The sequence below is a fragment of the Allohahella marinimesophila genome (genome assembly GCF_039538005.1).
Lineage (GTDB): Bacteria > Pseudomonadota > Gammaproteobacteria > Pseudomonadales > Oleiphilaceae > Allohahella > Allohahella marinimesophila.
On the sequence record NZ_BAABBO010000007.1, the window covers coordinates 232,514 to 246,222 of the forward strand.

At 56.2% G+C, this 13,709-nt stretch carries 13 protein-coding genes; 5 read left to right on the forward strand and 8 right to left on the reverse strand.

Features of this window, described 5'->3' with window-relative positions; all coding sequences use genetic code 11:
* Nucleotides 1–6: 6 nt before the first annotated feature.
* Nucleotides 7–1,407, reverse strand: coding sequence for an alpha/beta hydrolase (locus ABD735_RS06730; RefSeq protein ID WP_344804613.1), 1,401 nt, complete (start codon nucleotides 1,405–1,407; stop codon nucleotides 7–9).
* 268 nt (nucleotides 1,408–1,675) lie between these two features.
* Between ABD735_RS06730 and ABD735_RS06735 the strand changes: the two genes are divergently transcribed.
* Complete coding sequence (locus ABD735_RS06735; protein ID WP_344804615.1) at nucleotides 1,676–3,769, forward strand: 3-hydroxyacyl-CoA dehydrogenase NAD-binding domain-containing protein; 2,094 nt, start codon at nucleotides 1,676–1,678, stop codon at nucleotides 3,767–3,769.
* 61 nt (nucleotides 3,770–3,830) lie between these two features.
* On the opposite strand, the gene ABD735_RS06740 is transcribed toward ABD735_RS06735, so the two are convergent.
* From ABD735_RS06740 to dctP, 3 genes are all read right to left on the reverse strand, one after another.
* A complete protein-coding gene (locus ABD735_RS06740) occupies nucleotides 3,831–5,141 on the reverse strand; it encodes a TRAP transporter large permease (RefSeq protein WP_344804617.1) in 1,311 nt (436 codons plus the stop codon).
* Entirely contained in the window at nucleotides 5,138–5,698 is a 561-nt protein-coding gene (locus ABD735_RS06745) for a TRAP transporter small permease subunit (RefSeq protein ID WP_344804618.1), read from the reverse strand. The genes ABD735_RS06740 and ABD735_RS06745 overlap by 4 nt, the downstream gene beginning before the upstream one ends.
* A 63-nt stretch (nucleotides 5,699–5,761) precedes the next feature.
* The gene (gene dctP, locus ABD735_RS06750; RefSeq protein ID WP_344804620.1) at nucleotides 5,762–6,805 is read right to left on the reverse strand and encodes a TRAP transporter substrate-binding protein DctP; all 1,044 of its coding nucleotides are present in this window, start codon (nucleotides 6,803–6,805) and stop codon (nucleotides 5,762–5,764) included.
* Between the two features lie 220 nt (nucleotides 6,806–7,025).
* On the opposite strand from dctP, the gene ABD735_RS06755 reads away from it, so the two are divergent.
* Both ABD735_RS06755 and ABD735_RS20130 read left to right on the forward strand, forming a co-directional pair.
* Nucleotides 7,026–7,316, forward strand: a complete 291-nt coding sequence (locus tag ABD735_RS06755) for a hypothetical protein (protein WP_344804622.1) — start codon at nucleotides 7,026–7,028, stop codon at nucleotides 7,314–7,316.
* A complete protein-coding gene (locus tag ABD735_RS20130; protein WP_425548581.1) occupies nucleotides 7,304–7,447 on the forward strand; it encodes a hypothetical protein in 144 nt (47 codons plus the stop codon). Before ABD735_RS06755 ends, ABD735_RS20130 begins: the two co-directional genes overlap by 13 nt.
* Here the strand turns inward: ABD735_RS20130 and ABD735_RS06760 are convergent.
* The 3 genes from ABD735_RS06760 to ABD735_RS06770 form a co-directional block, all read right to left on the reverse strand.
* Nucleotides 7,444–8,190 carry an SDR family oxidoreductase gene (locus ABD735_RS06760; protein ID WP_344804624.1) on the reverse strand — a complete coding sequence of 249 codons (747 nt, stop codon included), beginning with the start codon at nucleotides 8,188–8,190 and terminating at the stop codon, nucleotides 7,444–7,446. The genes ABD735_RS20130 and ABD735_RS06760 overlap by 4 nt on opposite strands.
* A gap of 86 nt (nucleotides 8,191–8,276) precedes the next feature.
* Nucleotides 8,277–9,299 carry a serine hydrolase domain-containing protein gene (locus tag ABD735_RS06765; protein WP_344804626.1) on the reverse strand — a complete coding sequence of 341 codons (1,023 nt, stop codon included), beginning with the start codon at nucleotides 9,297–9,299 and terminating at the stop codon, nucleotides 8,277–8,279.
* Between the two features lie 103 nt (nucleotides 9,300–9,402).
* Nucleotides 9,403–10,236 (reverse strand): helix-turn-helix domain-containing protein, encoded by an 834-nt coding sequence (locus ABD735_RS06770; RefSeq protein ID WP_344804629.1) that lies wholly within the window; start codon nucleotides 10,234–10,236, stop codon nucleotides 9,403–9,405.
* A gap of 271 nt (nucleotides 10,237–10,507) precedes the next feature.
* Between ABD735_RS06770 and ABD735_RS06775 the strand changes: the two genes are divergently transcribed.
* Both ABD735_RS06775 and ABD735_RS06780 read left to right on the forward strand, forming a co-directional pair.
* The gene (locus tag ABD735_RS06775; RefSeq protein ID WP_344804631.1) at nucleotides 10,508–11,464 is read left to right on the forward strand and encodes an esterase/lipase family protein; all 957 of its coding nucleotides are present in this window, start codon (nucleotides 10,508–10,510) and stop codon (nucleotides 11,462–11,464) included.
* 82 nt (nucleotides 11,465–11,546) lie between these two features.
* On the forward strand, nucleotides 11,547–12,608 hold the full coding sequence (locus tag ABD735_RS06780; RefSeq protein WP_344804633.1) for a lipase secretion chaperone: 1,062 nt from the start codon (nucleotides 11,547–11,549) through the stop codon (nucleotides 12,606–12,608).
* A gap of 50 nt (nucleotides 12,609–12,658) precedes the next feature.
* On the opposite strand, the gene ABD735_RS06785 is transcribed toward ABD735_RS06780, so the two are convergent.
* Entirely contained in the window at nucleotides 12,659–13,522 is an 864-nt protein-coding gene (locus ABD735_RS06785) for a hypothetical protein (RefSeq protein WP_344804635.1), read from the reverse strand.
* Between the last annotated feature and the right edge of the window lie 187 nt (nucleotides 13,523–13,709).

Here is a 13,709-nt window from a genome sequence, read left to right on the forward strand (position 1 = left end):
ATTTGGTCAGGGGCAAACAGGCATACCCGGCCGATCTTCCGACGTATAGGTACAGCCGTAATTGGGGTCCGAAACAACAGCTGGATCCAGCATCACGTCGCCACCCGGTTTCACACCGTTCTGCTCCCACTCAACCATGGCGCTGAAAGCCGCCTCTTCTTCCGCAGGCATGAAGTCACAGTGACCGGGCGCTCTGATGGCACGCTGCACCAGCAAGGCATCGCTGCCATTGGCCGCTGCACGACGCAGATATTCCTGCTCATGAACAAAGGGCACGTAGAGATCCCCCAGGCCATGAATGGTGACGACCGGAACGGTGAATTCACCGCTGATTTCAGGGACCCAGCGGAGGCCGTCGGCTCGCAGACTGTTCGCCTCAGGGTTGCCATCGATCCTGAAGATGTTGCTGTTGAAGGCGGTCTCTTCGGCCGAGAGGGCCGGTTCAGCGTCGAACTGGTACACGGTGTCCGCATTGCCTGGATAGTCTTCGGTAAGGATGCCGTTGATCTTGCCGTCACGTCCGCCGGTGCCCATCACGACATTGTAATAGGGGCCGCGAAAGCCGTATTCGAAAATGGGGCGATCACCCCCTGAAAGATTTCGAACGACATTCTCGAGCAGCAGGCCTTGCTCGGTGGGTACGCCAAGCTGGGTTTGCGACGGCACGACATCCCACAGTACGGCGTTGATCGCCGCAGCGTCGAAATCAGTGTTGGGATATTGCGTGGGCCCCATCCCGGCAATGTGCTGTGCTGCGAAGGTGAAGTCCTGGAGATAGTCGAATTCTATTGGGCCGGCGACAACGCCGCACATCGGCACCGAACCATCGTAGGAGACAACATTGTTGGCCGTGGAGAGGGTTTCCTGCTCGACGGCAGCCGCCGCGATATGGCCACCCATGGAGTGACCCGTGATATAGGTCTTGACAGGGGCGGTGAGGGTCCTGCCATTCTGTGCGGCGATGTCGTTGAAGGCCAGTGCCAGTGCATTCGTGTCTTCGAGGCCGGCACGCACATCGTAAAAGTTCTTGCTGTAACTGGAGGCTGCCCAGGCGTAGCCGTTGTCCACCAGCCATTTTCGGATGCTCGGTGGTGTGACAGTCAGCTCTGAACCTTCGCCGCGATAGCCGTGAGCATACATGACCAGCATGCCATTCCAGTTCTCCGGCACTTCAATGAGATATCCCGCGCCGCTTTCCATGACACCCGTCCAGGTGTCAGTCTGCGTGTCTTCCAGCGACTCAAGAGCGAGCTTGGACTGATCGACGGAGAACGTACGTGCATCCTGCGCGCGCGCCGGTTCATCAGGTTGTGGCGTGGAGTCATTATCATCATCGTCACTGCAACCTGAGAGCATCATGCCAGCCATGAGCAGGGCCAGCGTTCGTGTAGAGACTACATGTTTCATGTGATCCATTCCTCTGTTGTTGTTATTGCGGTGATTCAGCAAGTCTGCGAGCGCTGCGTGCATCCAGCACGCTCGCCTTCTATTCCGCAGAGCGGTATCTGGTACTGACTCCGAATCTAAATAGACCACTAAATTTCGCTAGCGTCAACCGACTATCGACGAGAAAACGGCGGAGATCGCGTCAAATACCGGTTGAAAGGGTGGGCGATCTAGAATTTAATCGTATTCTATTCCGCAGTATAAAATTAAGTTTCATTGAGGATGTGCCATGACAGAGGTCGTAACCTACAGCCGTGACGGAAATATCGGTGTATTGACGGTGAGGTACCCGCCGGTGAATGCCCTCAGCCATGAGGTCCGCAGTGGACTGCTCGAGGCACTGGAGAAGGGGCAGGCAGATGAGAACGCGAAAGCATTGCTGCTGGTCTGTGAAGGTCGCACTTTTATAGCGGGCGCCGATATTCGTGAGTTTGGCAAACCTATGCAGCCGCCAAGTCTGCCGGATGTTATCAATGCGTTCGAAAACAGCAGCAAACCCATTGTCGCAGCGATACACGGCACTGCGTTGGGCGGCGGGCTCGAGCTGGCCTTGGGCTGTGACTATCGGGTGGCCGTGTCGAGCGCCAAGGTGGGGCTGCCTGAGGTCAAGCTGGGGCTTTTGCCTGGCGCTGGTGGCACACAGCGGCTGCCGCGCCTGAGCGGTGCTCAGAAAGCGCTGGAAATGATCACCAGTGGTGAGTTCGTCGGCGCGAGCGAAGCCTTGAGGTTCGGTATCGTCGATGCTGTTGAGGAAGGCAACGACATTCTCTCGGTCGGTAAGGCCTATACCGAGAAAGCCATCAGCGAAGGCTGGCACTTGCGCCGCGTGCGGGACCTGACGGACAAGCTCACAGCCGAACATGACAGTACCGTGTTCGATGAGTTCAGGGCCAGCCTCCAGAAGAAGGCGCCCAACCTGTTCTCACCATTCAAGTGCGTAGACGCCGTGGAAGCTGCCTTCCAGCTGCCGTTCGAAGCCGGCCTTGAAAAAGAGCGTGAGCTCTTCATGGCATGCATGCAGTCGTCTCAGCGAGCGGGCCTTGTCCATGCGTTTTTCGCCGAACGTGAGGTTTCCAAAGTTCCTGGCCTGGCAGCCGAGACGCCAGTCCGGGAAATCAATCGAGTGGGCATTGTAGGTGCTGGCACCATGGGTGGCGGTATCGCAATGAATTTTGCCAATGTCGGCATCCCGGTTCGACTGCTGGAGGCCAGGCAGGATGCCCTCGACCGCGGCCTTGCCGTCATCCGCAAGAACTATGAGAACACCGCGAAAAAGGGCCGCATCACCGCAGCGCAGGTTGAAGAGCGAATGGTGCTGATCGAGCCGACGCTGAACTATGATGATTTCGGCGATGTTGATCTCGTCATTGAAGCCGTGTTCGAGGACATGGGCATCAAAAGGGATATCTTCGCCAGGCTTGATGAGGTCTGTAAGCCCGGCGCGATTCTGGCTTCCAACACGTCGACGCTCGACATTGACGCGATCGCCTCAGCAACTAGGCGCCCCCAGGACGTCGTCGGCATGCACTTCTTCAGCCCCGCCAACGTGATGAAGCTGTTGGAGAATGTGCGTGGCGAAAAAACCGCCGATGACGTGAAGGCGACGGTGATGGCGGTCGCCAAGCGCATCAATAAGGTCGGGGTACTCGTGGGCAATGGCTATGGCTTCGTGGGTAATCGCATGCTGCACAAGCGGGGTGCCGAAGCCGTTGCTCTGGTCAATGAGGGGGCCTCTCCGCAACAGGTCGATCAGGTGCTCACGGACTTCGGCTTTCCAATGGGGCAATTTGCCATGTCGGATCTGGCGGGTATCGATGTTGGATACCGTATTCGACAGGAACGACGGAAAGCCGGTGAAGACGTACCAGTGAGTTGGCTGGACAAGCTTGCCGAGCAAAACCGTCTGGGCCAGAAAACCGGTATGGGCGTCTATCGCTATGAGGCGGGTAGCCGTGCGCCCATTCCAGATCCGCAGGTCGATGCCCTGATTGCCGAATATCGTGCAGAGCAGGACATTACGCCGCGAGCGGTCAGCGACCAGGAGATTCTCGAGCGCTGCCTGTACGTCATGATCAATGAGGGCGCCAGGATTCTTGAAGAAGGCATCGCGGCCCGCTCACTCGATATCGACGTCATCTGGATCTACGGCTACGGGTTCCCCGCTTACCGTGGCGGCCCCATGTTCTTGGCTGATGAAATCGGTCTCGATGCGATACTCGCGACCATAAAGGACTTTCAGCAGCGCTTCGGTGCTTCGCGGTGGCAACCCGCATCCTTGCTGGAGAAGCTGGTAGCCGAGGGTAAACGCTTTAGCGATCTGTAATCAGTCCTGACTCCCAAAAAAGCCGGAGCCTGAGCTCCGGCTGCGGCAGGCGCCAGGTGCTTTAGAACAGCGCGTCCGGAAGGTAAGTTGCGATCTTCGGGAACACCATGATCAACGCCAGTCCAACTATTTCAATCGCCACGAAGGGTATCACTGAGCCGTAGATATCCTTCATGGTGATACTCGGCGGTGCGACCCCTTTCAGGTAGAACAGATTGAAGCCGAACGGCGGCGTCATGTAGCCAATCTCCATATTGATCACAAAGAGGATGCCGAACCACACCGGATCGAACCCTAACGACGTCACGATTGGCATGAATACCGGCAGGGTGATCAGCATGATCCCGACAGGGTCGAGCACCATACCCAGCAGGAACACAATGAGCATCATGGCAATGATGATGCCCCACGGGCCGCCCGGAATGCCCGTCATCAACCCTTCAATGAGCGCCTGTGCGCCCATGCCCTGGTAGGCCGCGCTGAAGGCGTGGGCTGCAAACAGAATCCACATGATCATCCCGGTCAGCTTGAAGGTGCGGAGCGAGGCCTCGTGCAGCATTTGCCAGCTGAACTTTTTGTACACGATCGCGGAGATCAGCGCCCCCAGCACGCCTACGGCCGCAGCTTCGGTCGGTGTCGTGATTCCGCCGATAATAGATCCCAGCACCATCACCACAATGAGTATCGGCAGGATGACCGCCTTGAGGGCACGTAGTTTTTCCGGCCAGGTACCGCGCTCTTCCTTGGGCAGCGCTGGTGCAAGTTCTGGCTGAAAGTAACAGCGAATGATGATGTAGGCCGAGACCAGCACCATGAGCAGCACGCCCGGGAGGACGCCAGCGGCGAACATCTTGCCCACAGACACGCCCGTGATCAGCGAATACAGAATCATCAGAATGCTCGGCGGGATCAGGATGCCCCAGCCACCGCCAGTGTTGATACAGCCCAGCGCAATATTCTTGTCGTAGCCGCGCTCAAGCATCGATGGCAGGGCGATGGTGCCCATAGCCACCACGGCTGCACCGCTTACGCCACACATGGCCGCGAAGATGGCGCAGATCCCGAGCGTGCCGATGGCCAGGCCGCCACGAAGGCCACCCCACCACAGGTGCATCATGCGGTACAGATCGTTGGCGACACCCGTTCGTTCCAGCACCATCGCCATAAACACGAACAGCGGGATCGCCACGAGAGTGAAGCTCTCCATGGTGCCCCACATTTGTGAAGCCACGAGGTAGAACGCGTCCGGGCCCCAGGTAAAGTAGAGAAAGATCACCGACACACCGCCCAGCACGAAGGCCAGCGGCAGTCCGAGTACCAGGAACAGCAACAGTGTCCCGAAGAACAGGAGGGTCATCATCTCAATACTCATGAGCGGTCACCTGTTGTCGATGATGGGACTGTCGTAGACGATGAGTCAGCTGTGCTGGGGTGGTTGATCGCGATCGCGATGTCCTCGAACAGTTTGGCGATCCCCTGTAGCAGCAGTAAGAAGGTCGCGATCGGGATGGCCATCTTGACTGGCCAGATGGCCGGATTCCAAGCTGAATAGGACGTTTCCCGACTGGCGAAAGACTCCCACGCCATCGAGCCGCCGAAGTACAGCAGCGCCGCCATAAACAGAAAGAAGATGATGGAGGTAAAGATATCGACGCCGGCCCTGACACGCGGCGGGAGGTGCGAGTGCAACAAATCGACATTCACGTGCTCTCTGTGAGCCATCACATAGCCGCCAGACATCACGGTATACACGCCGAAGAGGAGCTGTGTCAGCTCATTGGTCCAGACGGTGGGTGACTCAAGGAAATAGCGGTTGAAGACTTCGAGCAATAGAAAGACGAACATGGCGAAGATCAGATAGGAGATCCAGCGGCCAATACCGTCGTTTAAACGGGTAACCCCTTTGATGAACGCATGAACCACGCGCATGTGAACTCCGCAGGACGTGTGGGTAAGGAACGAAGGCGGACCCGGATGAGCCCGCCTGAGGGCTTAGAGATAACCCAGATCGGTCAGGAAGGTTCTCAGTTGCTGGACTGCCTTGGCAGCGTTGTCACTGCGCTTGGCTTCCTCATGCCAGGTCTTTTGCGCAGCTTTCGCCAAACGCGCCTGTACATCTTCTGGGAGCGTGTTCACCTTGACGCCGTGTTCTTCCATGGCCTTGGCCAAAGCAATCTGCTCCTGATACTGATACTCATTGGTGCGGAACCAGAACTGCTCATCAAGCGCGTCGATGACGACTTTGCGGATATCCTCAGGCAGCTTGTCCAGCGCCTTTTGGTTCACGATGAAGGCATCTGTTCCGGCAATATTGAGCGCCGGTTTGACGTGGTGCTTGGCTACCTCGTATAGCCCCATGCTCGATGCCCCTTGCGCAGCGCCCCAGTGAGCGCCATCAACGACACCGCTGGACAAGGCAGGGTAGAGCTCACCGCCGGGCAGATAGGAGGCAGCCGCACCGGCTTCCGTCAGAAACTTCTGCATCGCGCCTGAAGAGCGAATCTTCAACTTGGTGAAATCCTCCCAACTGTTCACGGGCTCCTTGATCACCATTTCAGTCGGATAGACTTTATCGGTTGAGTAATAGACCCCGTGTTTGGCGGCTTCTTCGCGCAGCATGTCTTCAAAGCCCAGGTTCTTGTGAAAGTAAGCCGCTTCCCAGACGTTCCGGAACGCGAACGGCAGGCCAGAAGCTATGCCGGCAAGCGACATTTTGTCTTGCGCGTAGGCTGGAGAGATGGTGCCCATCTGGACGATGCCACGGCCGACCGCATTGAAGGTTTCCTTTGCCTTGAACAGCGCGCCGTCTTCAAAGAGATCGAGTTGCAGACGCCCGTCAGTACGCTCTTCGATGATCTTCTTCAAGCGGACCAGACTGTCCTGATAGGAGCTGCTCGAACTCGGCCAGTGAGATTGAACTTTCCACTTGATGGTGTCTGCAGCCAATGCTGATGGCACAAAGGCCGAGGAGGCTGCGAGTGCAACAGCCGTTGTGGCTGTGACGAGTCTCTTGCGAAGATGGGATAAAACTTTCATACGAAACCCCTGTTATTTTTGTCTTGGCGGCTAAACTTTCCACGGCGGTGACTGAACTACAGTTTCGCATAGCGGTACAAAAGGCTGCACAACGAATCTGTGATCCCGAATTTATCACACGCGCGTTTTTTTTCAATTGGTTTCGTATGGCTTTTCGTTTTAGCTGGCTGCGTCTACGAAGAGTGGGGGCACTACATGGCGTATCCGGGAGGAAATAGTTGTGGCGCTATCTCCATTCATGGCAGAAGCATCCAACCTGTGCGTTTCCGAACAGCGAAGACTTGCACGCGATATCCCGGTGCTTCACCTGTATGACCCTCAGAGCACCTGCATCCTCTCGGTGATGCTCGCCCATCTGAAATCCGGTTACGATCCGCAGGGCTTTGATCCGGGCGGGCAGAAGCGTCGAGCGGCTGAAGCATCTGAAGAGTATTCGGCTCTAGGCGGAGCCTGCTGGCAGGCCGACTATACTCTCAGCGATCCGGCTACGCGCTCTAGATGCGCTCCATAAGCCAGGTGGGCAGTTTCATGGCGGGTTCCGTCAACACCGGTGCACATTCTGCCAACGGTATAACGGCCGTATTCATGGCGACTGGGCGGGACGTGGCGAATGTAGCACCACGCTTTGCCTTGTGTCGCTAGCCCATACGGGCAAGCAGCCCAGTCGGCAACGCCTTGAGAAGCGGACCCAGAAGACTTGAGAGATACACCGGAACCGTGGCCCGTTTGACCTTCTTTTCGATGAGATCGGCGAAGACTTTTGCGCCTTTTTCCACGGTGATCAGAAAGGGACGCGACTTGAGGTGACGGTTTATCTCGGTGTCGATATAGCCAGGATGCAGTACGGTGACGTCGATTTTTTCCTTGAAGGTTTCGGCCCTGACCGCCTCCATGAAGGTCGATAATGCTGCCTTCGATGCGCAATAGGCTGCATTGCGTGGCATGCCTCGGTAGGCTGCGAGCGATGAAGTCGCTACAAGGTGGCCGTGGCCCTGCTGACGGAATATGTTCAGAGCCGCAGAGACAGTGGCAATGGCGCCGTTGACGTTGGTATCGATAGTCAACAGATTGTCCGCAAGAGGCATCTTGCCAACCTTGCCACCCCTGGCAATGCCAGCGTTGGCGAGCACAATGTCGATTTTGCCGAGGGCGCTAGCCAGCTTGTCAAAGACTGGCTGCACCGTCTCATAGGCGGTGACATCGAGCGCTTCTACTGCAATCTGTGTCTGGGGGTAGCGCGCGGCAATGTCGTCCGCTATAGCCTGTAGCCGTTCGAGCCGGCGAGCCGTGAGGCCAAGATCATAGCCGCGCCCTGCCATTTCAAAGGCCAAGGCCTTGCCTATGCCATCGCTGGCGCCAGTGATCACGATACTTTTACGGCTCATTTTTCCGGTGCTCCTCATTCATTCCTGCCTGTTTCCTGCGGAGAGCTTACGAGGCCTGTAGCGGACGCACAAGCGCATGGGCGGAATCATCTGTCTAGGCCTTTATCGGGGCCTTGAGTACTTGCAACAATCTGCTCAACTAATTCCTGTAGGTCGCCGAAGTGTCCATCACCTTGGGCCGGCTGATTGGGGTTGGAGGTCATCACGATAGACAACTGCCGGCTTGGCACAACCACCAGCAACTGGCCGCCATAACCGCGTGCATAGGCAGCTTCCTGGCCCGCATACCGGGTCAGGAACCAGCCATAGCCGTACAGATCACCGGAAAAGGGCGAGCGCCCCCGCGGCTGCCACGACGTCTCGAGCCAGCTTTCGCTGACCACTGTCCGTCCATCAATCTGGCCGCCGTCAAGTACCATATCGCCGAGCTTAGCAAGCCCTAGAGGACTGATCGCCATGGCGTTGCCTCCCATGTAGCGCCCGTCAGGATCGGTGACCCAGGGCGGGATAGCAATGTCTAGGGGGTCACCCAGCCAGTCGTTTGCTAGCCGATGCAGGCTTTGCCCGGACGCCCGCGAGAGTACTGCGCCGAGAATGTGCCATCCACCTGTAGAGTAGATGAACTCACCGCCCGGGCGGTCTACCAGTGGACGATTCAGTGCATAGCCCACCCAATCACCGCTGGAGACCCAGGCGCCATAATTCCGGCCTGATGTGCTGGCAAGCCCAGTCTGCATCGTCAGAAGATGTTTGATGGTCAGCCCGTCGCGTGGGTAACCGAATGGCTCTAGCCCTAAAAGTGGCAGAATGCGTTGGTCGACGCCCTTGATGATACCTTTGTCGATAGCGATGCCTGTCAGCAGCGCGACTAAAGTCTTTGATACCGACTTAATCTGTGCCGGTTGCTCTAGCGCTGGGCCTCGAAAGGCTTTGGCAAATACATGACGCTTATCTTGATGCACGACAAGTGAATGAAGTTGGTCGAGTCGACCGGCCTCCGCGGCGATCGATCGTAGCTCACCTTTGGCTGATGCGTGGCCGCCGAGTAGGGCGGAAGCCAACAACGTTGCGCCAGTGATGAGTATCATTCGTCTGGATAACTGCTGCATGAGTGACTTTCCAATCGGCTAGAGACTGCAAGGCAAAAGCGCAACCCGGCAGTCCAAACGGCATAGCTTGTGTACTACGGCGGGGAATGGTGGTTAGCCTTCGTTACTCAATCGCCCGTGGCCGTGGGGCCGCGAGAGACGCATCCAACTCCGGCCGAGCTGGCGCGAAAATGCGTATGCGCTCCAGATGTGAGAGGACGCTTGATGGCTTCATTCCGACCATGGTACGGAAGGTGTTGGAAAAGTGAGATGAGTCGGTAAATCCGGCTGAAAGCGCTGCTTCGGTCAAGGATTTTCCACCGGCAACCCCAACCGCTGTCACGTACACCCTGTGCCACTGCCGGTAACGACGAATGGGCACGCCTATCTGTCGCTTGAACAATTGAATCAATCGAGGCGCCGAGAGTTCGACCGCATCTGCCAGGTCCTCCACCAGTAGATTAACTGTTATTGAACGTTTAATGAGTTCCACCACCTGTACCACTCTAGGGTCCACGGCCAATGGCGTATCGCCACGCTGATGAAAGAGTTGATCCAGAATGGCGTACAGGGGATCCGGTGTGGGCGTCTCACGAAGCACGTCTGCAAAAATTTCCTGAAAGCGTTGCTCTTCCGGGAGCTGCACGTATATGCCATCCCGAACTTGAGTCATGACAGCCGACAGGCTCGCGTAATCCTGTCCGAAAGGATCCAGGAAGCACATGGCTATCATGGCGTTGCCGGAATCGATATGTGCCTCCTGACCGGCAGCCAATAGCAGGCTTCGACAGACGATCTCCTGGCTAGGGTTTCCATGCTGCACTCGGAATGGCCCGTCAAGGCTAACGGTCAAAATGGCGGCAGCCTGAAAAATATGGCGTGGGTCCGATAGCACCCCGAGAAAGAAAGTTCTTCGATCCCATAAATACAGCAAGCCCGTGGACGACGGAGTATCCATACCAACACCTTTCTGACATGGCTATTGTTCTTCGCAAGCATCAGTGAGTCGAGCTGATCATAGAGTGTGCACGCTGAAACGTCCTGGCTCGAATCCAGCTTTCGTGACTGCTCGCTCATTCCCAACAATGAAAGAAAGCAGCAATCAGATCGTCCAAGTAACTCGAGCAAAGCCCTGTTTAACTTTTCGAGTGGCTGCAAAGTGGCAGTCCACGGTGAACACGTGGCGCAGGTAGCCAAAACAAGAATGATCCAACACCTAAGGAAAACCCATGAAGAAGTTGCTCATACCCGCAGTAATGATGTCCATGCTATGCGGCAGTGTTTCCGCCCAAGCTGGCTGGCTGGATTTCGGGAAGAAGAAGTCTCAAACCAGGAACCCGATTGTATTGGTGCCTGGAATTTTTGCGTTCGATACCATTTCCGGTGTCGATTATTGGTACAAGATTCCGGCCGCGCTGGAGTCCCAAGGCGCCAAGGTTTTTATCCCGAAAATCAATTCTTTTGACAGCTCCGCCAGTCGTGGCGAGCGGCTGATAGAGCAGTTGGAAAACATCCGTGCCACTTCCAATGGCAAGATTCAGAAATTCAACCTGATGGGCCACAGCCAGGGTGGTCTCACCGCACGCTATGTCATGAGCGTGCGTCCAGACCTGGTGGCCTCTGTCACCTCCATGCATGCCCCGCACAAGGGCTCGCCGCTTGCCGATGTCGTGACTGGAATGGCGGAGCCAGGCACATTGCAAGGCGTCTCCTTCGAAGTGTTCTCTAATGCAGTTGGCGACCTGGTCAATCTGATGTCGGACAACAAGCAGGACAAGGCCGATGTCAGGGCAATGCTGGCCGAATTCGACAAGGCTGGCGCAGCTGCCTTCAACAAGCGTTTTCCTGTCGGCATCCCCACTTCTGATTGTGGCCAGGGGCCAGCCAAGGCCACTGTAAGTGGCCACGACATTCGCATGTACTCATGGAGTGGGACCTCGACTGTGACATCAGGTATTGACCTCTCCGATGGTCTCTTTGCCATTACCTCAACGGCTTTTGACGGGCCGAATGATGGCGTTACCGGTCAATGTTCAAGCCACTTCGGGACAGTGGTGAAGGACAATTACAGAATGAACCACCTCGACGCGAACAACCATGTGTTGGGGCTGGTATCGCTGTTTGAGACCAAACCGGTAACTTTGTACCAGAATCACGCCAACCGTTTGCAGAACGCAGGTCTGTAAGCATAGTGCCCGCTTTGCCTGGCGGCGAAGCGGGCGTTCGAGACCGAGTAGATTGAGGTCAACATCTCCCCAAGGAAAAATCATGTCATCACCTGATCACCGGTTTGTTCGGTATGCCGTCGGCATCCTTGTCATCATTGCTGTTGTTGTGGGCCTGGGATTTTCGTTCCAGGCGGAGGTGCAGACAGCTGCATCATCGGAGGCGGCGAGTGCACCGAATCCGCCTTCGACTACCGTGGACATGCCCTCCAAAGCCCCTGTCATCAATGACCAGGCGTTTACTCGTCCTCTGGATAGCGATGTGGAGTTGGGTCCGCCGCCTGCATCTTTACAGGGCGCCGCTCCCGAGATCGTGTTGACAACAGACAAGCAGGGTAACCTGGTGCCGGAGCGTGATCTGATGACCTTGTTTGATTTCTATTTTTCTGCGATTGATGAGGAGCCACTCGATCGACTACTGTCCAGGATTCAGCATGCCCTGGATGATCAATTGGACGGCCAGGCTTTGGCTCAGGCCCGGGATCTGCTGCGTCGCTACGTGGAGTATCGAATCGCACTCGGCGAGATCGAGGAGACCGATATGCAAGTCGCCTCGAACGGTATGGCGACAGCGGCATCGCTCCGCCAACGTTTTCAGGCGGTGGCTGCCTTGCGTCAGGGCTTGTTCTCATCAGAAGAAGATGACGCTTTCTTTCAGCTGGATAACGTGCAGGATGAGTACATGCTGCAACGCTTGGCGATAGAGCAAAATCCTGGCTTGAATGACCAGCAGCGTCAACAAGCGGTGGCTGCCTTGGATCGAACACTTCCCGAAGAGATCCGCGACTTGCGCCAGCGTGTGACCCAGGATGCTGCACTCTACACCACCACGGAGGCCATGCGACAAGCTGGTGCTGGCCCTGAGCAAATCTACAAAGTGAGAGCTGAAACCCTGGGTGACCAAGCTGCCGCAAACCTGGCAGAGCTGGATCGCCAGCGGGCGGAGTGGGATCAACGACTGTCGGATTATAGCCGTCAACGGAATGCGATTCTTGAATCAGATCTCAGCCAGGCCGGCCGTGAAGCCGCGTTAAATACGCTAATCGAAAGCCGCTTTACCGAACTGGAGGGGCAGAGGGTTAGGGCACTTGATGGGGATTTGTAGCTCAGTAAAAAAGCCCGGTGGCAGTACGAGACCATCCCCCGGGCAAGGCCTCACAAGGGGAATTCACGCGAGGCTGAGGTATTGCTGCTCGCGATCCTAGTCAGATTTGGCGGGGCACTGGGAGCGTGCGTGGTTGACCTGGTCAAGGGCACTGCTGGTGGAAGCCTGCTCACTGCCGCGCTAGTGACCGGACTGCGAAAAGCCTTGAGCGCATAAGCACTGAGTGTTCGCATACAGACGACACCGACGCAAGGCAGCTCAGTGCCGACATTCCATGTTGGGTTGCGTGCCTCGAAAAAGCCGATTTTAGGATGCTTTTGGCGCAGTTCATCAGAGATCTCGGCTACGTCATCGCGCAGGCATTGCGCATTCTCTCCGAACTTTAGCAGCCCCGAGTCGTCACGTTTCCCTGGAAAAAGCGCCTCGCAATAAGAATCCGTCACCTTCTCCAGTTCAGCATCGTGATTATCCAGGTTTGGATAGTAGCGCCGGAAATTATTGGCGAGCAGCAAGTAAGTCTTGTAGCCCTTGGATATCAGCAGCCAGAACACAGGCTTGTGCGGTGAGCGGAGTTTTTCCAACAGCATATAGCGGGCAAAACAGGACTGCAGCGCACGAGAGCCCCAGAACTCCCGTTCGATAATGGTGTCGCCACTGAAAATGCCCGTGCCTCTTCTGTTGCCGAAGGTCACCTCCAGGGTGGCGACGGTAGAAAAGCCAACCACACGGTTATCATCGTTTGCTCGTACCAGGATAACGCCACTCTTTTGGCTGATATCTTCCAAGAAGGTGTTGAGGTCTGTGTTGTCGTAATAGCGCTGAAACACCGAATACATGTGCTGAATATCAGCAATGGTTATCTTTTTCATCGCGACGTAACGAGCGTTGATTCCTGTTGAGGACGCGTTGTTCATAAGCAGTTCCTTTGATCACTTCAGTTATTCTTATTGGCGGGTCATCTGCACCGCGGGTTTGCTGTGGAGGGCGACTCTGCAGCCATTCAGGAAGTTAAACAGGGCTTCAGCGAAGTTAATTGAACGAACTGATAACGAGCTGTTTACTGCGGCGAAACTGAGTTGGCAGTCACAGATATTGCCTTTC